We start from the raw sequence: 24,834 nt of genomic DNA, 5'->3' as shown, positions 1-24,834 counted from the left end.
CCGGACCGCAGTCGGAGTCCGGCGGGTACAGCGGGTACGGCCCGGGGATCGGGGCACACGAGGCGCATGCAGGGACAACACGCACGTCTCAGGAGCACCTCGTCCATCACCCAGCCCACGGGCGGCCGTTCGGTGCCCGGTTCCGGCGGCGCCAAGCACGCTCGTCGTGGCGGCGGGCTGACCGCCCGGCTGCGACGCCGCGTCCGCGCCTACCGGGCGGTCGAGTTCCTCTCCACCCACATCCCGGGTCATGCCGGACCCGGGGAGGAATGCCTGCTCCTGGTGAACGTGCGCCAGGTCGTCGGGCAGGTCCGCTACCGGTTCTGCCCCACCTGTACGCACGGCGTCATCACCGCCCTCACCATCAGCGAACCGTTCCGGGACACCGGCCTGGGCGCCCGGGCCCTGGCCCACCTCCGTGCGCGCCACCCGGGGACCACCTGGCAGAGCACCGCACGCCCCGACGAGGAGGGCGACCTCCTGCTGCGCATGCGCCTCCCCGGCCTCGCCTCCCCGCCGCCCTGCCCCCACCTCCCGGCTGCGGCGTGAACCGGTGACCGCCCCGGCCGGGACGCAGGACGGCCGGCGGGCCTGGCTCGTGTCAGCGGGAGGGTTCGATTCCCCAGGCGGCGGCTCGGGCGGCGGCGGCCGCGCGGTTGGGGAGGTCGAGCTTGGCGAGGATGTGCTCGATATGGGTTCCCACGGTGTGCGGGGTGATGTACAGCCGCTGGGCGATCTCCCGGTTGGTGCGGCCGGCGGTCAGTTCGGCCAGCACCTGGAGTTCTCGTGGCGAGAGTCCGCCGAACCGCCGCGCCTCCGCGGGGGCCTGCTCGGGCGGCGGGGTCGCGCGGGCGTCGACGGCCGCGGCGAGAGCCTCGGTGAGCAGGGTGAGCACGGCCCGCGCCGGGTCGGGGTTGCGCCGCGGCCGGCGGGTGCTGACGTTCAGCATGCCGACGTACCGGCCGTCGGCGGCGAACAGGCACTGGGCCACGCCGTCCTCGATGCCGAGCGGGGACAGCACCTCCTGGAAGCCGGGCGAGGCCGCCAGGAGCTGCCCGGGGACGTCCCGGAGCCAGAGCCCGCCCCGGGCCGGGCTGCGGAGCACGGGGAACACCGGGTCGTGGTGGAGGCGGGTCTCGATGTAGGCCGTGGCGTCGTCCGGGTAGCTCCCGGCCAGGGTGGTGTGGCGTCGGCGCAGCGGATCCCAGCGGGCCAGGGAGGCGTGGTCGTACTCCATCATCTGCGACAGCGCCGCCAGGACCGTGTCGACGCCGGTCGCGCCGCTCGTGGCGCTCCTGGCGGCGTCGCGGACGTGGATGCCCGCGTCCAGGATGTCCGCCATGCTCTGCTCCGCTGCCATCCCCCAAGGATGATCATGTGCCCGGAATACGTCAATCGCGAAGGGTGTCGTGCACGACCTGCCCGTCCATGACGGTGAGGACGACGGGCATGTCCGGGATGTCGTGGGGGTCGGCCGTGAGCAGGTCCCCGTCGAGCACGCAGAGGTCTGCGGCCTTGCCCGGTTCCAGGGAGCCCTTCCAGTCGTCGGCGAAGTCCTGCCAGGCCGCGTCGATGGTGTACGTGCGGATCGCCTCGGCCAGGCCGATGCGCTGCTCGGGGCCGCTGACCCGGCCGGCGGCCTTCGACTCGCGCAGCATCATGGTGGCGATGCCCTGGCGCCAGTCCGGGTACGTGACGGGGGCGTCGGACCCGCTCGCGACCCGCACACCGGCGTCGATGGCATCGCGATAGGGCCATGCGTACGCGGCCCGTTCGGCGCCGACGAACTCCTCCTCCATGTCGGCGACGGTCCATTTGATGGTGGGGTTCATGTTGACGCCGAAGCCGTGCGCGCCCAGCACCTTCATGCTGTGCGCGGTGAGGAAGTCGCCGTGGATGACGTAGTGGCGGGCGTCGGGCCGCGGGTGCTCGGCCATGGCCGCGGCGAAGGCGTCCGCGACGGTGTCGATGGCCCGGTCGCCGGTGACGTGGACGCCCAGCTGGTGTCCGGCGGCGTGGGCATGCCGGATCATGGCGTCGATCTCGGCGATCCGCTCGGTGTCGGTCTCGCCGCCGACGCACAGGGAGCCGCAGCCGCCGCCGACGTACGGCTCGTGCATCCAGGCCGTCTTGTTGGGGACGATGCCGTCGGCGAATATCTTGACGCCGTGGATCGCGAGGCGCCGTGGATCGGCGTCGCCGGAGTCACCGGACTCGTCGAGGGCGGTGAGGGTGCGGCTGAACTCGTCGGCGGTGCTCGCCATGCCGGTGGGCAGGAGCAGGACGCCGACGCGGGCGGTCAGTTCGCCGTCGGCCAGCAGCCGGCGGTAGGCGTCGAGGGTCTCCGGGCCGAGCGCGCCCCGCATGATGCCGGTGCCGCCGGGGCCGAGACCGGGCTCGGTGTAGCTGGTCACGCCGAGCCGGGCGAGCGTGGCGAGGGTGGACCTGATCGCGTCGGTCCGCTCCTGCCGGCTGAGCGGCGGCAGCGCGTTCTGGACGAGGGCCTGGGCTCCCTCGTGGAGCAGCCCGGTCGGCTCCCCTGCCTGGTCCACGACGATGGCCCCGGCGGGCGGCGCGACGGTGTTCCGGTCGATTCCGATGAGCTCCATCGCCTTGGTGTTGACCCAGGTGGCGTGCCCGGAGAAGGAGTACAGGACGACGGGGTGGTCCGGGCTCACGGCGTCGAGGTCGCTGCGCGAGGGGAGCCGTGACGGATCGGAGAGGCACTCGGCGAGGTATCCGGTGTCCCAGCCGTGTCCCGTGATCCACTGCCCGTGCGGGGCCCGTCCGACGGCCTCGCGTACCGCCTCGGCCACGTCCGCGAGGGAGGACACGGCGGGATGGCCGACGTCCAGGGAGAGCGGCGGCGTCGCCATGCCGAAGGCGCATCCATGGAGGTGGGAGTCGTTGATGCCGGGCAGCAGCGTCGCCCCGCGCAGGTCGACGACGTGGGTGCCCGGTCCGACGAGCGGCGCGACGTCCGACCGCTCGCCGACGGCGGTGATGAGCCCGCCGGTCACCGCCAGGGCCGAGGCGACGGAGAAGTCCGCATCGACCGTGACCACCCGCCCGCCGAGAAACACCAGGTCGGCATACGTGTCCACAGAAGGTCCCTTCGACAACGGGGCGCGCCGGGGCCGCCCGCAAACGATCTCCCGAGGACTATGGCCACTCCCCCGCCTGCCGCACATCGGTCATCCCACCGATGCGTCACGGGCCGACGTGGAGGTGGGCCGCCCACAGGGACGGCATCCGGGGGAACCGATCGCGCTGGGTGCGGACCGCGCCGTGCAACGCCTGTGCCGCCGCCGTGAAGTCGAGCCCCTGGGAGCCGGCGGCGCGCATCCCGGCGTAGAAGTCCCCGGCCATCTCGGCGGAGGTCTCGTCATCGATCGCCCACAGCGTGCCGACCACGTGGGAGTAGCCGGCCGCTTGGAAGGCCGAGGCCAGGTGGATCGCCTCGTCGAGCAGTCCGGTGGCGGTGTTCAGCGCGGTCTCGCAGGCGGACAGGTAGGCGAGGCGGGCCTGCCAGAGGTCGATCGGCGCCAAGGCGGCGACGGTGAGGGGGAACTGGTCGTGGTCGTGCAGGAGCAGGCGGCTGCGGGAGGGGTCGGCGGGATCGTGCGCACCGTGGCAGGCGAAGTGCGCGATCGCGTGGCGAGGCAGCTCGTTCAGGACCCGGTCGCGCGTCGGGAGGGCGCCCGCGGACCGGGTCAGCACGAGCGGGTCCGGCAGTGCCGACGTCAGCGTTTCGACCTCGGCGGGAACGTGCGCGAGGCCGGGCAGCCCCGGGGTCTCCGGCAGGGCGACGATCAGCGAGCTCTGGCGGCCGGCCGGCGCGATCCGGCGCTCGCGGGCGTGTCTCAGGGCCCGGATCGTCGGCGTGTACGAGGAGACGACCCGGTCCATGACCGACTGCCCGCGAAGGACGCGTCCTCGCTCGTCGTAGCGGCCGGCGGCGTGCAACGGCAGCAGGCTCAGCAGCCCGCCGGGTGCCCACCACATCCGGGGCGGGGTGGAGCCGTCCTGAGGCGCCTCGCGGTATCCGAGTGCGTCGAGGACCGGTTCGGCGACGGTCTCCCACAGCCATTCCAGCGTCCCGGTCAGTACCGCCTGGGCGGCCGGCCGGTCCTGGTCGGGGTCCGTGGTCCCCTTGAGTGCCGCGTGGAAGGCCTCGATCCGGGCGGTGAGCGTCGCGCGGTCCAGGCCGGGAAGCGGCAGCGCGGCGACTCCGGCGGTGGTGAGCAGGAGTGCGTCGCTGCGGCGCTCCGCGACGTTGAGGGTGACCACGGGGCCGTGGGCGGCTTCGGGCAGGAGTTCATCCAGGCCGGGCGGCAGTCCGAACGAGGCGAAGCCGTCCTGCGCGCGGATCTCGGCGAGGGTGGCGGCCATGTCGCGAGCCAGGCCGGCCCGGTCGTCGTTGGTGCCCGGCCCACCGGGCAGGAGGGCGGACAGCGGATCGGTGCCCCGGCTGCCTTCGAGTGCTTCCCGCAGCGCGGTGAACCGGGCCGCGAGAGCGGGGGGCAGGCCGTGCAAACTGCCGCGGCCGTCCAGGAGTTGCCCGGTCAGGACTGTGCGCCCGCTCTCCAGCAGGGACAGGGCACGCTGGGCGCACCGGTCCGGCTGGTCCGGGGTGGCGTCCAGCGCCAGGGCGGCGGCGTCGCCGGCCAGTCCGGCGACGGCGACGAGGGCGTCCTGCTGGTCGGCACGCACGAGGCGGCGCGGTGCGACCTCGGGCAGCAGGCGCACGGCTTGTTCCAGGATGTCGGCAGCGCGGGAAGGATCGATCAGGGCGAGCAGCCCGGCCGCGCTGCCCGCGAACCTGATCCGGTGGAGCGGCGGGGCGGTCGGGGCCGCCACCGCGGCGGCGAACGAGTCGGCGGCTCGGAACGCGTCGTCGAGGTCGCCGGACAGCTGGTAGCGGGCCAGCAGTGCGAGGCCCAGATTCTGGTGGTTCGTCGCCCGTGCCGCGTCGTTTTCGGCAGTCGCCCGCAGAGCCCTGGCCGAGACGCGGACCGCCTCGTCGCCGTCCGCGAGAGCGCCGTCGGCCTCACAGCGGTGGCGCAGCGCCGTGCCGAGGACCGACAGGCGGGTGGCCCACTCGCGGTGGCTCTCGGGGGTGGCGGCGACCGAACGCCGGCCGGCCTCGACCGCCTCGTCGAGGCCGGCGGAGCCTGCCGTGCCCGCGAAGCGGTTCTGGAGGGCGAGGCTGAGGTTCGACAACCGCGCGGCGAGGTCGGGGTTGTCGTCCCGGGTGAGGGCGACGGCGCGGCGGCCGAGCCGGATCGCGTCGTCCAGGTCCGCCACGTCGGGCGTGTGACCGTGACGGATGATCAGCATCGTGCACAGGTTCGACAGGTATCCGGGCAGGTCCTCCTCGTCCGGGCGGGCGGCCTCGATGGCGCGCCGCCCCGTCGCGACGGCTTCGTCCAGGTCCCCGATGGCGCGGACGAAGCCGTACCTGTCACGTAACGCGGTGGCGAGCGTGGACAGGGCCGCGGCCGCGTGGGGGCCGGGGCTGAGCGTGACCGCCTCGCGGCTCAGGCGGACGGCCTCGTCCACGTCCTCGATGCCGCCCCCCAGCCTGCCCCGGATCTGCAACATGGTGCTGAGACTGATCAGGCAGAGCGCCCTCAGGGAGTCGTCCGGCTCCTGTGCCTCCACGATGCGCGTCCACAGCCGGACCGCCACGTCCACCGACAGCCCGTCGGGCGCGAGCAGGGTGCGGCGGTGGTGCGCGAGCGCGCTCGGGACCGCCATGAGGGCGACGGTCGCCGCCAGCGGCTCAGGCAGCTCTCCCGATCCGTCGACGACGAAGTGGTGGAGGAGGAAGTCCCGCGCGAGGTCCAGGTCCTGCTCGTCCTGGCCCTCGGGAAGGCCCAGGGCCCGGTACCAGTGGAACCACCCCAGGAGATACCGCGCCGGACCGTGGTCGGGACGGGTCTCCAGGTGCGCCGCCAAGCGCCGAGCGTGCGCGAGCGAACCGGGCCGGAACACCGGTTCGACGCTCCCGGTCCCGGCGGCTTCCCTGACGCAGGACATGACCACTTCGAGTGATTCCACGGCTCCCCCAGGCCCTTCCCGCCCCGATGCGGTTCAGCATACGATCGCACCCGCCGACGGGGCGGGGGCTCGAAGGACGGACGGACGGGGCGGGGCAGTGGAGAGGTCGACCGCGGAAATCGCCGACGCGGTGGAGTACGTGTGCCGGCATCAGCACCGGCTTCGCGAGGTCCTGGGCTCCGGGCCGGGCGCCGCTCCGCTCGACGCCGTCGTCGGCGTCCTGCGCGCCGGCGGAGATCCGCGGCAGTCCTTGACCGACCTGCACCGGGCGCTGCGCGTCGCGGGCGACGCGTTGGGCGTCTTCGGCCGGTCCCGAGGCAGCTGGGACCTGGCCGGCTCCGACCGGCACGCACGCCAGGAGCCGGTGCTCCTGTGCCCGCAGGGAACGCTCTACCCCTGTGCCCGGTTCGCCTTCCCCGCCCCGGGCGCGACGCCGCGGTGCGAGGTCAGCGGGGAGCCCCTGCGCCGGGACGTGATCGGCTGATGCCGGAGTTCCTGACCCGGCTCGGCCAACAGCTCGCCGAACGCTGGCTGACCCTCCTGGCTCTGCCGGGCGCCCTGTACCTCGCAGTCGCCCAGGCCGCCCAAGTCCTGGGGCACGCCCACCCGTTCGACCTCGCTCGGCTGACCCGCCGGCTCACCGCCTGGGCCGGGGCGCCGCCGGTCCACTCGTTCGGCGGGCAGGTCGTCCTGCTCGCGGGGGTGCTGGCGGCCTCGGCCGCCGTCGGCATCGCCGCCCGTACGCTGGGCGCGGGCATCGAGCGCGTCGTGCTCGCCGCGGACTGGGACACCTGGCCCCAGCCGCTGCGGCGCCTCGCCGGCAGTCGGGTGGCCGCTCGACGCCGGCGTTGGGACACCGCCCGGCACGTCCTGGACGGGCACCGAAGGGCGGCCGCCCGTGCGGCGGCCCTGCGAAAGCCGCACGACGCCGAGGCCCTTCACGAGGCGCGCCGCCGCCTGGAGCGGATCGCGCCGGAACGCCCCGCCCGCCCGACGTGGGTGGGCGACCGGGTCCGTGCCACCGGCACCCGTGTCCGCCGCGACCACCGCATCGACCTCGCCGTCCTGTGGCCTCACCTGTGGCTCACCCTGCCCGACACGGACCGTGCCGAGCTGTCCGCCGCGCGCGGGGAACTCGCCGCCTCCACCGCCCTGGCCGCGTGGTCCCTCCTGTACGCACCGTTGGCGGTTGTCTGGTGGCCTGCGGCAGGTGTCAGCCTCCTGCTCCTGCTGACGGCTCGTCACCGCACGCGCGCCGCCGCGGAGAGCTACGCCCGGCTCGTGGAGGCGACGGTACGGCTGCGCACCGTCGAACTGCTCGGTCTGCTGGGCGTGGACCACAGCGGGCCGCTGTCGGACGATGTCGGCGACGTGCTGAACGACCTGCTGGATTCACGTCTCCCCGTGCTGGAGGCCGGCCCCGAGGGGGCGCCGTGAGGCCGGGCAGGGGAGGAATCCGGCCGACGTGAACCCTGTGCCGGGGCCGGGTCGTGGGCGACGAGCAGCGGCTGCCCGGGATCAGCGGGCAGCGGAGGCGGTGGCCGTCGCGGCGTCCGGGTGGATGGTGAAGACCTGGTCCAGGCCGATGATGCGCATGATGCGGGCGGTGTTGGCGGGGACCGCGGCCAGAGCCATCGTGCCGCCCCGTTCACCGACCAGGCTCCTGACGGAGAGCAGCGCGCCGATCCCGCTGGAGTCGCAGAATTCCAGACCGGTCAGATCCACCACCAGCAACTGCCCCTCGGCGATGGCCAGGCCGTCCAGGGCCGCGCGCATGCCGGGCGCCGTGTAGTGGTCGAGGTCCCCGGTGACCTCCAGTACGGGGCCGGTGGCGGCGTCTCGGGTCGTGATCGTCAATGAGCTCATGTCAGTTCTTCGGTCGCGGTGGTGGGAGTCGGGGCGGGAACGCCGAGGGCGAGGAGCGCGGTGTCGTCGTCCAGGCCCTCGCCGAAGGAGGTCAGCAGCCCGCTGAGGGCGGTGATCAGCGCCTGCGGGCCCGCCGGTGGCTGTGCGGCGGCGAAGGTGCGCAGGGCGTCGTCGCCGTACAGTTCTCGTTCCGTTCCGGTGCGGGCCTCGGTCAGGCCGTCGGTGTACAGCAGCAGGGTGTCGCCGGGCAGGAGTTCGGTGTGGGCGCCCGTGAAGGATGCCTGGGGCACGACGCCGATGAGCATTCCGCCGGGGGTGGGCAGGAAGTCGGCGCTGCCGTCCGCGCGCTGGATCAGCGCGGAGGGGTGGCCGCCGGAGGCCAGGTGTACGGCGACGTGGCCGTCCCGGGGTTCGAGGACGCCGAATATGGCGGTGCAGAAGCGGCTGTCGCCGCCTTGTTGTCGCTCGTGCAGGACCGTGTTCAGCATGGTCAGCACGGTGACGGGGTCGGAGTCGTGCAGGGCGCTGGCGCGCAGGGTGTAGCGGGCCAGCGAGGTGACCGCGGCGGCCTTGGGGCCTTTGCCGCACACGTCACCGAGGAAGAACGCCCACCGGTCGGAGCCCAGGGGGAACAGGTCGTAGAAGTCTCCGCCCAGCAGGTCCGGGGAAGCGGTGTGGTAGTAGGAAGCGGCCTGGACCCCCGGAACCGCGGGCAGCTCCGGGGGCAGCAGGCTCTGCTGGAGGATGGCGAGGGCTTCCTGGAGCCGTTCGCGGTCGGCCTCGGAGCGTCGCCGCGCTTCTTCGGCCACCTGCCGGCCGCGCAGCAGCTCGGTCTCGTACGCGCGGCGGTCCCGGGCGTCGAAGACGGTGGTGCGGATCAGCAGCGGCTCGCCGTCCCCGCTGGTCTTCACCTGCGAGGTGACCAGCACCGGCATCCGCCGGCCGGCGGCCGCCTTGAGGTCCATGGCGATGCCGCTGACCTCACCCTTCATCTGCAGCAGCGGCGCGAAGTGCGTCTCGTGGTACAGCTTGCCGCCCACGGTCAGCAGATCGGTGAACCGCATCCGCCCCACCACCCGGGACCGGTCGAGGCCCAGCCAGTCCAGCAACGTGGCGTTGATCTTGGCGATGGTGCCGTCCATCAGCGTGGACAGGTACCCGCAGGGGGCATGCTCGTACAGTTCCTCGGCGTTGTCCTCCAGCAGCGACGTGAACACCGCGTCCGTGGTGTCCACGTCCCTCCCCTCCCCCGGCTCGGGTTCCTGGGAAGCGGGGCACATCACAGGGCCGCTCCGAGGAAGGCGCGGATCGCCTCCGCCGTGGCCTGCGGCGCGCTCAGGTGCGGGCAGTGGCCCGTCGCCTCCAGGGTCACCAGACGGCTGCCAGGGATGGCGTCGCGGACGTAGGCGCCGACCTCGCGGGGGGCGATCACGTCCTGCCGGCACTCCAGGATCAGCGTCGGCAGCGTGACCGTCTTGAGGTCCTCGCGGCTGTCGGACAGAAACGTCGTACGGGCGAAGACGCGGGCCATGGCCGGGTCGGTCGCACAGAACGAGGCGGTCAGCTCCTGGCCCAGCTCCGGCCTCTCCGCATTGCCCATGATGACCGGCGCCATCGCCGCCGACCAGCCCAGATAGTTCGACTCCAGCGACTCCAGCAGCTCGTCGATGTCCTCGGCGCTGAATCCGCCCCGGTATCCCTCGTCGTCGATGTAGCAGGGCGAGGGCGCGACCATCACCAGACGTGAGATGCGCTGCGGGGCCTTCGCCGCGGCGAGCACCCCGACCATCGCGCTGACCGAGTGCCCCACGAACGTGACGTCCCGCAGGTCCAGCTCCTCGCAGATCTCCAGCACGTCGAGCGCGTAGCCCTCCAGGGAGCTGTACCGCCCCTCGTCCCAGGACGAGGGGTCCGCCCGGCCCGAGCCCACGTAGTCGAAGAGCACCACCCGGTAGTTTTCCGCCAGCGTGGGCACCACCAGGCGCCACATGTTCTGGTCGCAGCCGAACCCGTGCGCCAGCAGAAGCACCGGCCCGTCGGCACGGCCGGTGAGGACGACGTTGTTCCTGCGGCGAATATCCATATCTGCCAGTCTCGCACTCCTCGCCGCCGACCTCGCTTCCCGTAACGGCGCAGCAGCGGGGGCCCGGCCCGATCGCGGTGTCACGCCTGGCGTGCCCGGCCCGGGCCGTGACCGAAGACACCGTCCCGCTGGGTCCGGCGTCGGTGTTCGGTGCTCCGGCCGGCGACCGGGCCGTGCCAGTCCAGGCACAGGACGGTGGCGTCGTCCCTCACCCGGCCGTGGCCGGCGTCCAGGACGGCGGCGACCATGGCGCGTACGGCCTCCCGGGCGTGCTCGGTCGCGGTGTCGCGGACGAGACGGGGCAGGTCGACGGCTGCCGCTTCGCGCTCCTGCATTCCGTCGGTGTAGAAGACGAGACGGTCACCGGGGCGCAGGTCGATGTCCTGTACCTGGTAGACGGAGTGCGTGGCGACACCGAAGGGGAGGTTGATGCGCAGCTCGACCTCTTCAACGGTGCCGTCGCGCAGCCGCAGGGGCCACAAGTGGCCGGCGTTGACGAGCTGGGCGCCGCTCCCGTCCAGCGCGATGCGCATCAGTTGTCCGGTGGCGAAGGTCCGTCTGCCGTGGTCGACGAGTGCCTGGTGGGTCCGGCGGGCCTGTTCGGCGAGATCGGCGCCGGAGCGGCGTGCGCCGCGGGAGGCGCTGACCAGGAGGGTGGCCATGAGGGCGGCGTCGACGTCGTGGCCCATGGCGTCGGTGATGGACAGGTGCAGGGTGTCGTGGTCCAGGCTGTAGTCGTAGGTGTCGCCGGCGATGTCGGCGGCCGGGACCAGGGCGCCGGCGAGAACGAACTCGGGAGCCTCGCAGGAGGGCGCCGAGGGCAGCAGCTGGCGCTGGATCTCCGCGGCCAGCGTCACCGGGGTGGTGCGGTTGCCCCAGTGGTAGAGATCGGTGAAGCGCCCGTCGGTGGCGACGATGTACGCCAGCGCGTGCGCGGCCTCCCCGACCTGCTCCAGGACGTCCGGCGTGACGCGGGGGAGGTTGAGTTCCAGGACCCCGATGGCGTCGCCGCGGTGGGTGACCGGGGCGAGCACGCGCTGCCCCTGCGCACCCTCCGGCACCCGCACCACTTTCTGCGTGCGCAGGACGTCGTCGTAGACACTGCCGGCCAGGGGCACCCGATCGGCGCCGTGCTCCGGTGACGCCGTCCCCTCCTCCTTGACCCGCAGCAGGCTTCGGCCGACGAGGTCGACGAACAGGAACGACACGTAACGCGCACCGAACCGCTCGCGCAGGTTGTGCGCCACGACATCGAGGGAGCGCACCGGCGCCGCCTTCTCCGCTGCCGCCAGCACTTCCGCAAGCTCGATACCGGCCATGTTCCACCTCAATCTCCTTGGATAGAGGCCCTCCTTCCCGCTGACGCCCTGGCCATCACAGGCACATCCGGCACCTCGACCTCAGGGACCACGAGGTGCGTCGCCGTGGTCTCACCGTCCGGCCCCGTACTCCACCGCGCGGAGACCTCCCGGACGGCCGGGCGGTCGATCACGACGGCCGTTCGGACCGGGCCATCGACGCCACCATCCGCTCCAGGCGGGCCAGCCGCGTCTTCTCGGTACGGGCGGTGACCAGAGCGAGGTGCAGCGCGAACCGGTCGGACTTGCCGAGCGTGTCGTAGAACACCCTCGCCGCGGGGTTCGCGGCGAGGGCTTCGACGAGATCAGGGGGCGGGGTGGTGTTCTTCTGCGAGGCGTACGCCGACTCCCAGCGGCCGTCCGCCCGCGCCGCCTCGACCTCGGCCAGGCCGCGGGGGCGCATCCGGCCTGCCGCGATCAGGGCCTCGGCCTTGCCGACGTTCACCTGCGACCAGGCGGAGCGGGGGCGGCGGGGGGTCGCGCGCTGCAGGAAGTACGTCTCGTCGTAGCTCCGTCGCTGACCGTCGATCCAGCCGAAGCAGAGCACCGTGTCGACCATCTCCTCCCAGGTGAGCGACGAGATGCCGGTATGTTTCCTGGCGATCTTCACCCAGAGCGCAGTCGTGTCCGCGTGATGTTCTTCGAGCCACGCCTCCAGCTCGGCCGGGCTCGCGGGGACCAGGATCTCGACACCGTCCTCGTGTTTCTGCATGACCGCAGACTAGGAGCCCTACAGGACAGAACGTGACCTACTCGGGCGGTCGCCGGAACCGGGAAACCGCTGCGGTGGGCTGCCGGAGCCGTCATCCGTTCTGCGGGAAGCCGAGGTCGATGCCGCCGTGGCTGGGGTCGGCCCAGCGGGAGGTGACGACCTTGCCCCGGGTGAAGAAGTGCACGCCCTCGGTGCCGTGCGCATGGGTGTCTCCGAACAGGCTGTTCTTCCAGCCGCCGAAGGAGAAGTAGGAGACCGGCACGGGGATCGGCACGTTGATGCCGACCATGCCGACCTCGACTTCGTCCTGGAAGCGCCGGGCCGCTCCGCCGTCGTTGGTGTAGATGGCCGCGCCGTTGCCGTACGGATTGGCGTTGATGAGGGCCAGGCCGTCGTCGTAGGAGGGCACACGGACCACGCAGAGGACGGGGCCGAAGATCTCGTCGGTGTACACCGGCATCTCGGTACCGACGTGGTCGAAGAGCGTCGGGGCCAGGAAGAAGCCGTCCCCGTCGGCGTCGACCGCGCCTTCGCGGCCGTCGACGAGCAGGGTGGCGCCGGCCTTGACGCCGGCGTCGAGGTACGAGGCGACCTTGTCCCGGTGCTCCCGGGTGACCAGGGGGCCCATGTCGCAGTCGCGGGTTCCGTCGCCGGTACGCAGTCGGCGCATCCGTTCCACGATCCGTCCCACGACCTCGTCGGCGACCGGCTCGACGGCGACGAGCACGGAGATCGCCATGCACCGTTCGCCCGCCGAGCCGAAGCCCGCGTTGATGGCGGCGTCCGCGACGAGGTCGGGATCGGCGTCGGGCAGCACCAGCATGTGGTTCTTCGCGCCGCCCAGGGCCTGGACCCGCTTGCCACGGGCGGTCGCCTGCTCGTACACGTACCGCGCGATGGGTGTCGAGCCGACGAAGGACACGGCCTTGACGAGGCCGTGGTGGAGGAGCGCGTCGACGGCCTCCTTGTCGCCGTTGACGACCTGGAGCAGGCCGTCGGGCAGACCGGCTTCCTTCCACAGGGCGGCCAGGGCGAGGGCGGCGCTGGGGTCCTTCTCGCTGGGCTTGAGCACCACCGCGTTGCCGCAGGCCAGCGCGATGGGGACGAACCACATAGGCACCATGGCGGGGAAGTTGAAGGGGGAGATCACCGCGACGACGCCGAGGCTCTGCCGCACGGAGTGGACGTCCACCCGGGTCGAGGCGTTCTCGGCGTAGTCCCCCTTGAGCAGCTGCGGAATCCCGCAGGCGAACTCGGCCACCTCCAGGCCCCGGGTGACCTCCCCGAGGGCGTCCGAGAGGACCTTGCCGTGCTCGGCGGTGATCAGGGCGGCGATCTCCCGCTTGCGCGCGTTGAGCAGTTCCCGGAAGGCGAAGAGCACCCGGACCCGCTTGGCGAGGGACTGCGCGCGCCACTCCCGCCAGGCCGTCTCGGCGGAGGTGACGGCGGCGTCGACGAGTGCGGCCGAGGCCAGGTCCACCCTCGCGGTCAGCTCGCCGGTGGCGGGGTTGTGGACGGGGCCGGTGCGTCCGGCCGGCCCGGTCCAGGGACGGCCGTCGATGAAGTGGGTGATGCGCTGCGGCTGGCTCACGGCGAGCTCCTTCTGCGAGGGGGTCAGGACTGGTTGCCCGGGCGCTCGGTGGGCGCGCCGTCGCTCCCCCGGCCGGCCGCGGGGGCGAGCAGGGGCCGCTGGGCCTTCTTGTGGCCCGTGTAGGCGGCGTGGGCGTCCTGCGTCGTGCCGAGCCGGGAGACCGCGGCGACGGGGACGTCCCACCAGCTGTCGCTGCCGGGCGCGGGGACGTGCGGGTCGGTGCGGACGTGGATGACGAAGGGACCGCCGTCCGCCGGCCACGCCTTGGCCTGGGCGAGGGCTTCCGCAAGTCCGGCGCGGGAACGCGCCTCGACGACGTGGGCGCCGAGGCTGCGGGCGTTGCCGGCGAGGTCGGTGGGCAGGTCCGGGCCGTCCAGGCGTCCGCCGGCGGAGCGGTAGCGGTAGCGGGTGCCGAAGCGCTGGGAGCCGAGCGATTCCGACAGGGAACCGATCGAGTGGAAGCCGTTGTTCTGGACGAGGACGACGACGACCTTGAGGTGCTCCTGGACGGCGGTGGCGAGTTCGGTCGGCATCATGAGGTAGCCGCCGTCGCCGACCATGGCGAATACGTCCCGGGTGTCGTCGGCGAGCCGGATTCCGAGCGCGGCGGGGATCTCGTAGCCCATGCAGGAGTAGCCGTATTCGACGTGGTACGCCTTGCGGTCGCGGACGCGCCACAGCTTGTGCAGGTCGCCGGGCATGGAACCGGCCGCGCACAGGACGACGTCGCGCGGGTCGGTCAGTTCATTGACACAGCCGAGCACGGTGGCCTGGGTGAGAACGCCGTCGGCGAGCCGGCCGGTCACCTCGGGCGGCGGGTCGTAGGCGGCCTCGACCTGCTCGTTCCAGCTGTGCCACAGCTCGGCCTGCCGTTTCTCGTAGGCGGGGTCGACCCGGTATCCGTCCAGTGCGCCGGTGAGGGCGGTCAGGGCCTCGCGGGCGTCGGCCACGACCGGGAGGCCGGCGTGCTTGCCGGCGTCGAAGCCGGTGATGTTGATGTTGACGAAGCGGACGTCCTCGTGCTGGAACGCGGTCCGCGAGGCGGTGGTGAAGTCGGTCCAGCGGGTGCCCACGCCGATGACGAGGTCCGCGTCCCGGGCGAGGGCGTTCGCCGCGGTCGTGCCCGTGGAGCCGATGCCGCCCATCTGCCGCGGGTGACCGTGCAGGAGTGATCCCTTGCCCGCCTGGGTCTCACCGACCGGGATGCCGGTCCTCTCGGCCAGCGCGGTCAGCGCCGCCTCCGCCTCGGAGTGGTGCACGCCGCCGCCCGCCACGATGAGCGGCCGACGCGCCCGTCGTACGAGGTCGGCGGCGGCCGCGAGGCGGGACGCCTCGGCCGGCGGGCGGGCCACGTGCCAGGTGCGGTCGTGGAACAGCTCGGCGGGCCAGTCGTACGCCTCGGCCTGGACGTCCTGCGGCAGGGCGATCGTCACCGCACCGGCCTCCGCGGGGTCGGTGAGCACCCGCATGGCGCCCAGGAGCGCCGGGGGAAGCTGCTCGGGCCGGTTGACCCGGTCGAAGAACCGGGACAGGGGCCTGAAGGCGTCGTTGACGGAGATGTCCGCCGCGCAGGGGTGTTCCAGTTCCTGGAGCACGGGGGCGCTCGGGCGGGTGGCGAATGTGTCGGAGGGCAGCAGCAGGACGGGCAGGCGGTTGATGGTGGCCAGGGCCGCTCCGGTGAGCATGTTCGTCGATCCCGGGCCGATCGACGCGGTGCAGGCCCAGGTCTGCAAGCGGTCCTTCTGCCGGGCGTAGGCGACCGCGGTGTGCACCATGGCCTGCTCGTTGCGGGCCAGGATGTAGGGAAGGCCGGGCCGCCCGTCCGCTTCGTGTTCGTGTTCGAGCAGTGCTTGGCCGATGCCCGCGACGTTGCCGTGGCCGAAGATGCCGAGGACGCCCGCGAACAACGGGCTGCGCTGCTCGTCGCGCTCGGACCACTGGGCGGCGAGGAACCTGACGGTCGCCTGTGACACGGTGAGCCGCACGGTTGCTCGCGGTGCGGTGGTCATACGGCGCCTCCTGGTGTGCGGGGTACGGGCCGGCGGGCCGCGGCGGGCTGCTGGGACGCCGGTCGTGCGTCGAAGGGCAGGTCGGGCCAGGTCTCGCGGACCCAGGCGTGGGCCGGGTCGTCGCTGATGAGCCAGGCCCGCCCGGGGCCGGGACCGGCCATGACGTTGAGGTAGTAGAGGTGGGCGTCGGGGGCGGCGATCGCGGGCCCGTGCCAGCCGTGGGGCACCAGGACGACGTCGCCGGTGCGGACTTCGGCGAGCACGTCGATGGGCCGGCGGGTGTCGGAGGTGTAGACGCGCTGGTAGCCGACGGGGTCGGTGCATCGGGGGTCCGTGGGTGCGGTCTCGAAGTAGTAGATCTCTTCCAGCTCGCTCTCCTCCCCCGGTAGCGCGGTGTCGTGTTTGTGCGGCGGCCATGAACTCCAGTTGCCGGCCGGTGTGACGACCTCGCAGGCGATGAGGGCGTCCGCGCCGAGCACCTCGGGGGTGCCGAAGTTGCGCACCAGCCGGGAGGCGTTGCCGGCCCCGCGCCGTTCGACCGGTACCTCGGCCGCGGCCAGGTGCCGGAAGGCGTGGCCGCCGGGTGAGCCCTTGCCCGTGCCGCCCGCCACGTGTGCTCCGGCCAGCGCGAGCCGGACCGGCCCGTCCGGGGCGCGGAGAGTGATCCGCGCGTGCGCGGGCACGTACGCGGTGTCGGTGGGACCGGCGAACACGTCGGGGCGGCCGGTGAGCCGTGCCCTGTGGGTGCGGGTGTCGGCGGTCACCGCGGTGACCTGGGCGCGGCCCGACAGCGGCACGACGATGTGCTCCCACGCCCCGGCTTCCACCACGCGGCTCTCGCCGGGGACCAGGGTCGTCACCCGGAGGCTGGTGTGCCGCCAGTCCCGGCCGTCGGCGGTGACGGCGGTCTGCCACCCCGCGTCGGCCGACGTGCCCAGGGGGCGCACCCATCGGCTGTCGCCGCTCATGCGCCGCTCCCGTGGACGATCCCGGCCGCGATGTCGACGGCGGCCGCGACGTCGCCGTCGGGCGGGTAGAGCAGGGTGCGTCCGACGACCAGTCCTCGTGTCGCCGGCAGTGACATCGCCTTCGCCCAGGACGCATAGGTGTCGTGCGGATCGCCTTGCGGGTCGCCGCCGAGCAGCAGCGTCGGCAGGGTGGTGGCGTCCAGGACGCGCTCGAGTTCGTCGACGACCGGCAGTTTGAGCCAGGTGTAGGCGCTGGACGCGCCGAGGCCGCTCGCGATGTGGATCGATCTCATGACGCTGTCGGGGTCGAGGAGGTTGCGTGCGCGGCCCTCCTCGCGGACGGTGAGGAAGGGTTCGATCATGGCCATGAGGCCGTGGCCGGCGAGGCCGGTGACGGCGGCGGCGGTCGCTTCGAGGGTGGCCGCGGTGCCGGGGTCGTCGAGGCAGATCCGGGTGAGCGTCTTGCCGCCTTCGAGCCCGTGCCCGGCGATCGCCTCAGCGGTGTAGGCGGTGAACCGGTCGTCGAATTCGAAGGACGCGCCCTGGAGTCCGCCGCGGTTCATCGAGCCGATGGCGACCCGGTCCTCCAGGGCTCCCATCAGCAGCAGGTCGTCGAGGAGGTCCGGGGTGCCCAGGACACCGTCCACCCCGGGGCGGGACAGCGCGGTCGCCAGGCGGTCGAGCAGGGTGCTGCGGCTCGCCATGGCCGCCTCGTCCCCGCCCGCGCCCAGCGCTCCGCGGGCGGGATGGTCGGCCGCGACGATGAGCAGGCGGCCGTCCTCGCCGGTGAGCGGCCGGCGGGAGCGCTTCTGCCAGGACCGTGCGATGCGGCCGGGCTCGCGGGCCCGGATCTCGGTCAGTTGTGCGGCATCCATCAGGCGATCCCTTCGGCGGGGGCCGGCGACCGGGACGCGAGGGCCGCCCGGACCTCGGCCGTGGTCGGCATGGCGGTGGAACAGGCCAGGCGGGAGGCGACGATGGCACCTGCGGCGTTGGCGAACTCGATGACGCGGCGCAGGCCCCAGCCGCTGAGCAGGCCGTGGACGAGCCCGCCGCCGAACGCGTCGCCCGCGCCGAGCCCGTTGACGACCTCGACGGGGAAGGGGGCGACGCGCACCTGTTCGTCCGGGGTGGCGGCCAGGACACCGGCCGGCCCCATTTTGACGACGGCGAGTTCCAGGCCGCGTTCCAGCAGGGCGTCCGCCGCCCGCCCCGGGTCCGTCTCCCCGACGGCGACTTCGCACTCCTCCCGGTTGCCGACGGCGACGGTGACGTGGTCGAGGGCGCGGTCCACCTGGCGTCGGGCCTCCTCGGGGCCGGCCCAGAACATGGGGCGGTAGTCGAGGTCCAGGACCGTACGGGTGCGCCGGCCGCGGCACCGCCAGGCGGCGAAGTGGGCCGTGCGGCTGGGCTCGGCGGACAGGCCGGTGACGGTGGACCAGAACACCGACGCCGCGCAGATCTCCTCCAGGGGAAGGGTGCCGGGGTCGATCATGAGGTCGGGCGCGGCGCCGTACCGGTAGAAGTAGAGCGGGAAGTCGTCGGGCGGGAAGACTTCGCAGAAGGTGACCGGGGTGGGCGGTCCGTCGGGCGCGGTGAGGGGTGCGATGAAGGCGGTGTCCACGCCGAGGCGGGCGGCCTCCTGCTGGACGTACCGGCCGAAGGGGTCGCGGCCCACCCGGGTGATCAGGGCGGCGTCGCGGCCGTGGCGGGCCGCGGCGACGGCGACGTTCATGGCGCTTCCGCCGAGGAACTTCTCGAACATGCTCACCTGTTCGAGGCCGACGCCGTGGTCGAGCGGGTAGATATCGACACCGGCCCGTCCGATGGCGAGGAACTCGTGGGCCATGGTCAGCCCGCCACGGTGTCGTCGGCGGGCCCGTGGCCGGCGGCGAGGAAGCGCAGGTGGGCGACCGAGGCGCGGACGTCGTCGAGGGGGTCGGCCCCGCCGTCCTCGCCGGGTGCGGCGCGCAGGATGGTGTCCTGTTCGAGCACGTACCAGCCGGCGTAGCCGTCCGCCTCCAGCAGCCGGACGATCCCGGCGATGTCGATGTCGCCGGCGCCCAGGGGGACGTACATGCCCTCGGCGACCGCCCGGGTGTACGTCATGCGTCCGGCCCGTACCTCGTCGGCGAGGTCGAGGCGTACGTCCTTGAGGTGCACATGGACGATGCGGCCGGGCAGGCGGGCGGCGAGGGCCAGCGGGGCGCCCCCGCCGATGAGCAGGTGGCCGGGGTCCAGGCACAGGCCGATGTCCGAGCCGTCGAGGACCCGCTGGGTCTCGTCGCCCGATTCGACCATCGTGCCGACGTGGGGGTGGAGGGCCGCGAGGACACCGGCGTCGGCCGCGGCGAGGGAGATCCGGTCGAGGTTGGCGAGGAGGACGGACCAGCCCGCGGCGTCGAGCGCGGGCCGGTCGTCGTAGCCGTCGGCCCCGGTCGCCGCCGCGATGACGACGGTGCGGGCGTCGGCCGCCAGGAGACCGGTCAGCGCGGTCTCGACCTCGGGGAGGGGGTCGTGGGCCGGGTCGTGGAGGACGACCGGCACGAACTGGCCAACGGCGCGCAGGCCGTGCGCGGCGAGGGTGGCCGCCTTGGCCGCGGGGGCGTCGGGCAGGAAGCCTTCCGGGCCGAACTCGGTGGCGGCGAGTCCGGCCTCGCGCATCTGTCGCAGCACCAGGTCGGTGCCGAGCTGGTGGCCCCAGCCCGGGACCTCGCAGACGCCCCAGGAGATGGGGGCTCCTGCGATGCGCTGGGTGAGGGGTGCGGTCACGGCCTGCCTCCTTCGGCGACGTGTACGGCGTGGACCGGCCTGATCGGCATGCCGTGCCTCTTCTCTCCGTGGTGGGTGTACCGGGCATGTGCCCGTTCTCGTGACCGAGCTTGCTCCGTCGAGTAGCGACCTGTCAACCTATTGTCCTTACATACTGGCCGAGGAATCGCCCATGTCCGGGTGCCCGGCCGTCGGGGGAAGCGGCGAAGCCGGGCCGGTGCGTGCGCGGCGTTCGTCAGTCGACCTCGTCCCGCAACAGGGCCACCTCGGTGATTCCCTCGCGGTCGGACAGGCGAGGGACCAGCTCGTCGCGCTCCCCCTGCCCGGACAGTTCGAGCAGGACGCCCACCTGGGCGGGGCTCGCGTCCGCCGGCGGACAGCCCGCCGTTCGCAGTCCCGCCACGTGGAATCCCGCCCCCGTGCACTCACGGACGATGTCGCGCAGCAGTCCCCGCCCGTCCAGATAGCTGACGTGCAGAAGGACCGACTCCGAGGGCGAGCGGGGCAACCGCCGTGCGAGCGCGGGGAACGCGAAGGCGACCAGGAGGTAGGCCGCGGTCACGGCGGCTGCCAGCACCAGCAGCCCCGAGCCCGCCGCGGCACCGACCGACGCCGCCAGCCACACGCTGGCCGCCGTCGTCAGACCGCGCACCGCGTCCCTGCGTACGAAGATCAGTCCACCGCCGATGAACCCGATCCCGGATACGATCTGCGCGGCGACGCGGGAGGGGTCCAGCCCCACGCCGGGCAGTCCCAGCATGTCGGCGAAGCCGTACTTCGAAACCAGCATGAACAGCGCCGATCCGAGGCCGACCAGGACATGGGTGCGCAGGCCCGCCGACTTCTGGCGGTACTCGCGCTCGAAACCGATGACGGCGCACAGGGCGAAGGCCACCGCCAGGTGGGCGAGTGAGGTCCCGTCGTGATTCACCGTGTCATCGCCCCGCCCGCCGCCCGGAGCGGCGGTTGGCCGGCCCCGGGGACCGTGACGATCACGGTCCGCCGCCTTCGAGGACGCGCTCCACGAGGTCGGCGACCGCTCCGAGCCCGCACGGGCCCACCACGAGGTCCGCGGCGGCGCGGACCTCCTGGTGGCCGTCGCCGACCGCCGCTCCCAGGCCGGCCGCCCGCACCATGGCGGTGTCGTTGGGGTTGTCACCGATGGCCGCGACGCGTTCCATCGGCACGCCGGCCCGCTCGGCGAGCCGGCGCACCGCCACCTCCTTGCCCGCGCCCTGCGGCAGGATCTCCAGATAGGTGTCCTCGGACTGGAGGAGCCGGGCGGCCGGGCAGTGCCGGGCCGCCAGTCGCGCCAGCGGGCCGAGGCCCGGGCGGTCGGCGATCAGCATGACCTTGGTCGGCGCCCGGTGTACGGCGTCCTCGCGCAGTTCGATCCGGTCGCGTCCGGCGTACGCCGCCAGCGCGGGCGCCGGCCGCAGGATGTGGGCGTCCTCGCCGGCGAAGGCCACCGCGCCCACGCCGTCGGGGAGTTGGTGGAGCAGGTCGTCGCGCAGGGGCTGCCACGAGTCCCCGAGATCCAGGTCGAGCAGGCGTGTTCCGGACAGCGGATCGACGACGCGTGCGCCGTTGTAGACGATCAGCGGGGTGCGCAGGCCGAGTTCGTCGTGGTAGCGGCCCGCGGAGACCTCGTTGCGGCCGGTGGCGATGACCACGGTGCCGCCCCTGTCCTGGTAGCGCCGCAGTGCCTCGGCGCTGCGGGGCACGATCCGCAGGTCGCGGTCGACCAGGGTGCCGTCCAGGTCGGTGACGATCCACGCGTAGTGCGGGGGTGTCGCGGGGGGCGTCATGCGATGCTCCTCGCGGGCAGCCGGCTCTGGTACCACTCCACGAACGCGCGCGCGGCGAGCGGTTCGAGGTTCGGCCCGTGGGCGAGATATCCGGGCTGGTCCCAGCCGTCGTCGCCGGCGAAGGAGTGGTACACGCCACCGGAGCGCCGGACCAGCACGTGGGCGGCGCAGATGTCCCAGGCGTTGACGGAGGTGCCGAGGGCCGCGTCGCACCAGCCGGCCGCGACGTGGGCGAGGGTCAGCGCGGAGCTTCCGGGGCGGCGTACGGTTCCGTAGCGGGTGACGAGTTCACCGAACCGGGGCAGTGTCTGCGGGTCGTTCCACGCCAGCTCCCGGGTCGTGGGGAAGCCGGTGATGAGCAGCCCGCGGGCCTCTTCGCGCACTCCGTGGGGGCGCAGCGGCTCGTCGTTGAGGCGTGCGCCGGTGGCGTCGGCGGTGAAGACGTGTCCGGCGACCGGGTCGACGATGGCGCCCGCCACGGGTTCGCCGTCGACGGTGACGCCGATGGAGGTGCAGAAGAAGGCGAGGCCCCGGGCGAAGTTGGCGGTCCCGTCGATGGGGTCGACGTACCAGGCGATGCGTCCGCCGCCGTCGTGGCGGCCGCCTTCCTCGCCCACGACGGTGCTGTCGGGCACCCGCTCGGCCAGCACCTCGCGGATGCGTTCCTCCGCGCGCTTGTCGTGCACGGTGACGGGGTCGTGCTCGTCGCGTTTGAAGTCCACGTCCATGGCGCTGCGGAAGGCCGCCACCAGGTCGGGTGCGACGGCCAGCGCCGCCTCGGTGGCGACTTCGCGCAGCCGTACGGACAGCTCGTCCAGCTCGTTCATGCCGCGGCCTCCTGCCCGGGGGTGTGTGCGGTGTCGTGGTGGGTGAGTGCGGTACGCAGCAGGTCCAGCAGTTCGGTTCCGTCGGCGACCTCGGCGTCGGGCCGGGGGCGGGCCTGCGGGTCGCGGCGGTCGGCGGGGCGCATGAGGATCGTCGCCCCGGCCCCGGCGCGCTTGCCGCACACCACGTCACGGTCGTAGTGGTCGCCGACGTACCAGCAGTCGGAGGGGTCGACGGACAGGGCGCGGGCGGCGAGGCGGATCATCTCGGGGTCGGGCTTGCGCCGCCCGGTCTCGTCGGAGTACACCTGCACGTCGAGCAGGGGGTCGGTGCCGAAGCGCCGGGCCAGGTCCCGGTTGAGGGCGCCTACGAGGGTGTTGGAGACGATGCCGGTACGGACCCCGTGGCGGCGGGCGAGCCGCAGCGTGTCGAGCATGCCCGGGGCGACCGTCCTGTCGCTCTCGGCGAGTACCAGTTCGCGGCACAGCCAGGTCGCCTCCGCGCCGACGAGAGCGCGGGCGGCGGGCGGCCAGTCGGCCGCGATGAAGTCCTCCCAGAGTTCGCGGTGCCGGATCTCGCGGGGCTCGGGGGTGCGGGCGAGCCCGTTCTTCCAGGCCCGGTACGCGGCCCTGCCGGCGGTGATGCCGGCCAGCACGGCCGCGCGGTCGAGCCCCGGGGCGGGGCCGGTCAGGGCGTGTACGCGGGCGGCAAAGCCGGCCATGCGCTCGGGGTGTTTGACGGACCGCATCAGCACACCGCCGTGGTCCAGCAGCAGCGCCCGCGGGGGGCGGAGCATCGTCACGGGGTCTCCCATCGGGTGGTTCGGGTGGTCGGGACGTGTACGCGGAGCCCCGCGGTCCTCATCAGGTCCGGGGGGCCGGGGCCCCGAGAAGGAGGCCGCGCAGTTCGTCCGGGTCGCCGACGACGGCGTCGGGTTCGGCCTGGACGACGTAGGGGCGGTCGTAGGTGCCCCGGGCCTCCATCAGGACGGTGGCGCCGGCCCCTGCGCGCCTGCCGCACAGGACGTCGCGGTCGTAGTTGTCGCCGACGTACCAGCAGCCCGCCGGGTCGGTGCCCAGGGCCCGTGCGGCGATGCGGATCATTTCCGGGTTGGGTTTGCGGACGGCGACCTCGTCGCTGTACACCTGCACCGCCACGCGCTTGTCGAGGCCGTGCTCGGCCATGTAGGCGCGGTGCACGGAGCCGGCGAGCGCGTTGGAGACGATGGCGACGGCGATGCCGAGGTCGTCGCAGGCGTCGAGGAGTTCGGAGATGCCCTGGCGGGTGGTGCGGTCCTGCTTGAGTTCGCCGAGGCGGTGGCACAGCGGGTCGGCGTGCGCGGTCACCCAGGCGTGCGCGGCGGCGGGCCAGTCCGCGGCGACGAAGTCGCGCCAGAAGCGCTGGTGGGTCATCTCCTCGGGCGCGGCCGGCCGGCTCATGGCGTTCTTCCAGTGCGAGTCGGCCGCGGAACCCGCCCTGAGGTCGGCCTCGATGTGCTCGACGCTCAGTTCGCGGCAGCCCGCCGCGCCGAGCGCGGTGTGCAACTCGGTGGCGAGTTCGCCGGCCCAGGTGGGCCGGTTGGTCGTCGCCACGACCACCCCGCCGAAGTCGAGCAGCAGGGCGGTGGGGCGGGTCAGCTGGCCCATGTGGCGGTGTTCTCCTCGGTGAGTGGGGTGTCGGCGGCTTCGTCGGGCAGCCTGTCCCCCGACGCGTCGAACAGGTGCAGGTCGCTCGTGCGGACGGCGCAGCGCACGGTCGTCCCGGGGGCGGCGTGTACGTCGGTGTACGAGACGAGGTACAGCTCGGTGTCTCCCGCGCCGACCAGTACGGTCCAGCTGGAGCCGGTGGGCAGGGCGGTCCTGATGGCGGCTTCGAAGACGTGGGTGCCCTCGGGCGGCTGGTCTCCGTCGTCGAGGAGCCGCAGGTGCTCGGGGCGGGCGCCGATGGTGGTCAGTCGGCCGGTGAGGTCGGGGCGGGCCGCGAGGACGTGGTCGCGGGCCGTTTCGGTGAACCCGTTGTCGCCGGTTGCGAACAGGTTCATCGGGGGGCTGCCGACGAAGCGGGCCACGAAGGTGTTGGCCGGCCGGGTGTAGACCTCCATGGGCGGGGCCATCTGCTGGACGTGGCCCTTGTTCATCACCACGACGTGGGTGGCCATGGTCATGGCTTCCAGCTGGTCGTGCGTGACGAAGACGATGGTGTGGCCGGTCTCGTCGTGGATGCGCTTGAGTTCGGCCCGCATGTCCAGACGCAACTGCGCGTCGAGATTGGACAGGGGTTCGTCCAGCAGCAGGACGTTCGGGTTGACGGCGAGCATGCGGGCCAGGGAGACGCGCTGCTGCTGGCCGCCGGAGAGCTGGGCGGGGTAGCGGTCGGCCGCCCATTCGATCTGCATCATCTTCAGCGCGGCGGCCGCGCGTTCGGCGCGTTCCGCGGGTTTGACCTTGCGGACCCTCAGTCCGAACTCGACGTTCTTGGCGACCGTCAGGTGGGGCCAGAGGGCGTAGTTCTGGAAGACGAGGCCCATGCCTCGCTTCTCCGGCGGGACGAAGACTCCGTCGACGGTGGAGTCCATGATCCGGTCGCCGACGGTGATGGTGCCGGCGTCGAGCGGTTCGAGCCCGGAGATCATGCGCAGGGTGGTGGTCTTCCCGCACCCGGAGGGGCCCAGCAGGCAGGTGAACGAGCCGTCGGGTATTTCCAGGTCGAGGTTGTCGACGGCGGGCGGTCCGGAGCCGTAGCTCTTGCGCACCGAGGAGAGCGTGATGGTCGGCATGAC

At 73.0% G+C, this 24,834-nt stretch carries 23 protein-coding genes; 3 read left to right on the top strand and 20 right to left on the bottom strand.

Going from position 1 to position 24,834, the window contains the following annotated elements; all coding sequences use genetic code 11:
* Window positions 1–66 precede the first annotated feature (66 nt).
* Complete coding sequence (locus MHW47_RS04075) at window positions 67–549, top strand: hypothetical protein (RefSeq protein WP_239221217.1); 483 nt, start codon at window positions 67–69, stop codon at window positions 547–549.
* A 52-nt stretch (window positions 550–601) separates the two neighbouring features.
* Here the strand turns inward: MHW47_RS04075 and MHW47_RS04070 are convergent, their stop codons facing one another.
* From MHW47_RS04070 to MHW47_RS04060, 3 genes are all read right to left on the bottom strand, one after another.
* Window positions 602–1,360, bottom strand: coding sequence for a LuxR family transcriptional regulator (locus MHW47_RS04070; RefSeq protein ID WP_239221216.1), 759 nt, complete (start codon window positions 1,358–1,360; stop codon window positions 602–604).
* Window positions 1,361–1,391: 31 nt separating this feature from the next.
* Window positions 1,392–3,104: an amidohydrolase gene (locus tag MHW47_RS04065; RefSeq protein WP_239221215.1), complete on the bottom strand. Its 1,713-nt coding sequence runs from the start codon at window positions 3,102–3,104 to the stop codon at window positions 1,392–1,394.
* Window positions 3,105–3,210: 106 nt separating this feature from the next.
* Complete coding sequence (locus MHW47_RS04060; protein WP_239221214.1) at window positions 3,211–5,961, bottom strand: CHAT domain-containing protein; 2,751 nt, start codon at window positions 5,959–5,961, stop codon at window positions 3,211–3,213.
* Window positions 5,962–6,160: 199 nt separating this feature from the next.
* Here MHW47_RS04060 and MHW47_RS04055 point away from each other — a divergent pair, with 199 nt between their 5' ends.
* Both MHW47_RS04055 and MHW47_RS04050 read left to right on the top strand, forming a co-directional pair.
* A complete protein-coding gene (locus tag MHW47_RS04055) occupies window positions 6,161–6,547 on the top strand; it encodes a hypothetical protein (RefSeq protein ID WP_239221213.1) in 387 nt (128 codons plus the stop codon).
* Window positions 6,547–7,500: a hypothetical protein gene (locus MHW47_RS04050; RefSeq protein WP_239221212.1), complete on the top strand. Its 954-nt coding sequence runs from the start codon at window positions 6,547–6,549 to the stop codon at window positions 7,498–7,500. Before MHW47_RS04055 ends, MHW47_RS04050 begins: the two co-directional genes overlap by 1 nt.
* Before the next feature lie 81 nt (window positions 7,501–7,581).
* Here MHW47_RS04050 and MHW47_RS04045 read toward each other — a convergent pair whose 3' ends face one another.
* The 17 genes from MHW47_RS04045 to MHW47_RS03965 form a co-directional block, all read right to left on the bottom strand.
* Window positions 7,582–7,929 carry an STAS domain-containing protein gene (locus MHW47_RS04045; protein WP_239221211.1) on the bottom strand — a complete coding sequence of 116 codons (348 nt, stop codon included), beginning with the start codon at window positions 7,927–7,929 and terminating at the stop codon, window positions 7,582–7,584.
* Window positions 7,926–9,209 carry a PP2C family protein-serine/threonine phosphatase gene (locus MHW47_RS04040; RefSeq protein ID WP_239221210.1) on the bottom strand — a complete coding sequence of 428 codons (1,284 nt, stop codon included), beginning with the start codon at window positions 9,207–9,209 and terminating at the stop codon, window positions 7,926–7,928. The genes MHW47_RS04045 and MHW47_RS04040 overlap by 4 nt, the downstream gene beginning before the upstream one ends.
* Window positions 9,209–10,012, bottom strand: coding sequence for an alpha/beta fold hydrolase (locus tag MHW47_RS04035; protein ID WP_239221209.1), 804 nt, complete (start codon window positions 10,010–10,012; stop codon window positions 9,209–9,211). Before MHW47_RS04035 ends, MHW47_RS04040 begins: the two co-directional genes overlap by 1 nt.
* A gap of 80 nt (window positions 10,013–10,092) precedes the next feature.
* Window positions 10,093–11,331, bottom strand: coding sequence for a PP2C family protein-serine/threonine phosphatase (locus MHW47_RS04030; RefSeq protein WP_239221208.1), 1,239 nt, complete (start codon window positions 11,329–11,331; stop codon window positions 10,093–10,095).
* Window positions 11,332–11,500: 169 nt separating this feature from the next.
* Window positions 11,501–12,082, bottom strand: a complete 582-nt coding sequence (locus MHW47_RS04025) for a YdeI family protein (protein WP_239221207.1) — start codon at window positions 12,080–12,082, stop codon at window positions 11,501–11,503.
* 91 nt (window positions 12,083–12,173) lie between these two features.
* Entirely contained in the window at window positions 12,174–13,673 is a 1,500-nt protein-coding gene (locus tag MHW47_RS04020) for a CoA-acylating methylmalonate-semialdehyde dehydrogenase (protein WP_239221206.1), read from the bottom strand.
* 23 nt (window positions 13,674–13,696) lie between these two features.
* A complete protein-coding gene (gene iolD / locus MHW47_RS04015) occupies window positions 13,697–15,682 on the bottom strand; it encodes a 3D-(3,5/4)-trihydroxycyclohexane-1,2-dione acylhydrolase (decyclizing) (protein WP_239221205.1) in 1,986 nt (661 codons plus the stop codon).
* Window positions 15,679–16,650 (bottom strand): 5-deoxy-glucuronate isomerase, encoded by a 972-nt coding sequence (gene iolB / locus MHW47_RS04010; protein WP_239221204.1) that lies wholly within the window; start codon window positions 16,648–16,650, stop codon window positions 15,679–15,681. The genes iolD and iolB overlap by 4 nt, the downstream gene beginning before the upstream one ends.
* Window positions 16,647–17,525 (bottom strand): deoxyribose-phosphate aldolase, encoded by an 879-nt coding sequence (locus MHW47_RS04005; protein WP_239221203.1) that lies wholly within the window; start codon window positions 17,523–17,525, stop codon window positions 16,647–16,649. Before MHW47_RS04005 ends, iolB begins: the two co-directional genes overlap by 4 nt.
* Entirely contained in the window at window positions 17,525–18,499 is a 975-nt protein-coding gene (gene iolC, locus MHW47_RS04000; RefSeq protein WP_239221202.1) for a 5-dehydro-2-deoxygluconokinase, read from the bottom strand. Before iolC ends, MHW47_RS04005 begins: the two co-directional genes overlap by 1 nt.
* A 2-nt stretch (window positions 18,500–18,501) precedes the next feature.
* On the bottom strand, window positions 18,502–19,422 hold the full coding sequence (locus MHW47_RS03995) for a sugar phosphate isomerase/epimerase (RefSeq protein ID WP_239221201.1): 921 nt from the start codon (window positions 19,420–19,422) through the stop codon (window positions 18,502–18,504).
* A gap of 235 nt (window positions 19,423–19,657) precedes the next feature.
* Entirely contained in the window at window positions 19,658–20,353 is a 696-nt protein-coding gene (locus MHW47_RS03990; RefSeq protein WP_239221200.1) for an MgtC/SapB family protein, read from the bottom strand.
* A gap of 61 nt (window positions 20,354–20,414) precedes the next feature.
* Window positions 20,415–21,230: an HAD hydrolase family protein gene (locus MHW47_RS03985; RefSeq protein ID WP_239221199.1), complete on the bottom strand. Its 816-nt coding sequence runs from the start codon at window positions 21,228–21,230 to the stop codon at window positions 20,415–20,417.
* Complete coding sequence (locus MHW47_RS03980; RefSeq protein WP_239221198.1) at window positions 21,227–22,057, bottom strand: inositol monophosphatase family protein; 831 nt, start codon at window positions 22,055–22,057, stop codon at window positions 21,227–21,229. Before MHW47_RS03980 ends, MHW47_RS03985 begins: the two co-directional genes overlap by 4 nt.
* Window positions 22,054–22,851: an HAD family hydrolase gene (locus MHW47_RS03975; protein ID WP_239221232.1), complete on the bottom strand. Its 798-nt coding sequence runs from the start codon at window positions 22,849–22,851 to the stop codon at window positions 22,054–22,056. Before MHW47_RS03975 ends, MHW47_RS03980 begins: the two co-directional genes overlap by 4 nt.
* A gap of 67 nt (window positions 22,852–22,918) precedes the next feature.
* Entirely contained in the window at window positions 22,919–23,701 is a 783-nt protein-coding gene (locus tag MHW47_RS03970) for an HAD family hydrolase (RefSeq protein WP_239221197.1), read from the bottom strand.
* Window positions 23,689–24,831 (bottom strand): ABC transporter ATP-binding protein, encoded by a 1,143-nt coding sequence (locus tag MHW47_RS03965; RefSeq protein WP_239221196.1) that lies wholly within the window; start codon window positions 24,829–24,831, stop codon window positions 23,689–23,691. The genes MHW47_RS03970 and MHW47_RS03965 overlap by 13 nt, the downstream gene beginning before the upstream one ends.
* Window positions 24,832–24,834: the final 3 nt, after the last annotated feature.

This window comes from Streptomyces sp. OfavH-34-F (genome assembly GCF_022347745.1).
In the GTDB taxonomy this organism is placed as follows: domain Bacteria; phylum Actinomycetota; class Actinomycetes; order Streptomycetales; family Streptomycetaceae; genus Streptomyces.
The sequence above is the reverse complement of the archived record's forward strand: the minus strand, read 5'-3'. Positions and strand labels throughout refer to the sequence as shown.

Bases quoted from the DNA above. Each gene is read 5' to 3' on its own strand.
- MHW47_RS04075 (WP_239221217.1), top strand. From the start codon at position 67: ATGCAGGGACAACACGCACGTCTCAGGAGCACCTCGTCCATCACCCAG.
- MHW47_RS04070 (WP_239221216.1), bottom strand. From the start codon at position 1,360: ATGGCAGCGGAGCAGAGCATGGCGGACATCCTGGACGCGGGCATCCAC.
- MHW47_RS04050 (WP_239221212.1), top strand. From the start codon at position 6,547: ATGCCGGAGTTCCTGACCCGGCTCGGCCAACAGCTCGCCGAACGCTGG.
- MHW47_RS04045 (WP_239221211.1), bottom strand. From the start codon at position 7,929: ATGAGCTCATTGACGATCACGACCCGAGACGCCGCCACCGGCCCCGTA.
- MHW47_RS04040 (WP_239221210.1), bottom strand. From the start codon at position 9,209: ATGTGCCCCGCTTCCCAGGAACCCGAGCCGGGGGAGGGGAGGGACGTG.
- MHW47_RS04035 (WP_239221209.1), bottom strand. From the start codon at position 10,012: ATGGATATTCGCCGCAGGAACAACGTCGTCCTCACCGGCCGTGCCGAC.
- MHW47_RS04030 (WP_239221208.1), bottom strand. From the start codon at position 11,331: ATGGCCGGTATCGAGCTTGCGGAAGTGCTGGCGGCAGCGGAGAAGGCG.
- MHW47_RS04025 (WP_239221207.1), bottom strand. From the start codon at position 12,082: ATGCAGAAACACGAGGACGGTGTCGAGATCCTGGTCCCCGCGAGCCCG.
- iolD (WP_239221205.1), bottom strand. From the start codon at position 15,682: ATGACCACCGCACCGCGAGCAACCGTGCGGCTCACCGTGTCACAGGCG.
- iolB (WP_239221204.1), bottom strand. From the start codon at position 16,650: ATGAGCGGCGACAGCCGATGGGTGCGCCCCCTGGGCACGTCGGCCGAC.
- MHW47_RS04005 (WP_239221203.1), bottom strand. From the start codon at position 17,525: ATGGATGCCGCACAACTGACCGAGATCCGGGCCCGCGAGCCCGGCCGC.
- iolC (WP_239221202.1), bottom strand. From the start codon at position 18,499: ATGGCCCACGAGTTCCTCGCCATCGGACGGGCCGGTGTCGATATCTAC.
- MHW47_RS03985 (WP_239221199.1), bottom strand. From the start codon at position 21,230: ATGACGCCCCCCGCGACACCCCCGCACTACGCGTGGATCGTCACCGAC.
- MHW47_RS03980 (WP_239221198.1), bottom strand. From the start codon at position 22,057: ATGAACGAGCTGGACGAGCTGTCCGTACGGCTGCGCGAAGTCGCCACC.
- MHW47_RS03975 (WP_239221232.1), bottom strand. From the start codon at position 22,851: ATGCTCCGCCCCCCGCGGGCGCTGCTGCTGGACCACGGCGGTGTGCTG.
- MHW47_RS03970 (WP_239221197.1), bottom strand. From the start codon at position 23,701: ATGGGCCAGCTGACCCGCCCCACCGCCCTGCTGCTCGACTTCGGCGGG.
- MHW47_RS03965 (WP_239221196.1), bottom strand. From the start codon at position 24,831: ATGCCGACCATCACGCTCTCCTCGGTGCGCAAGAGCTACGGCTCCGGA.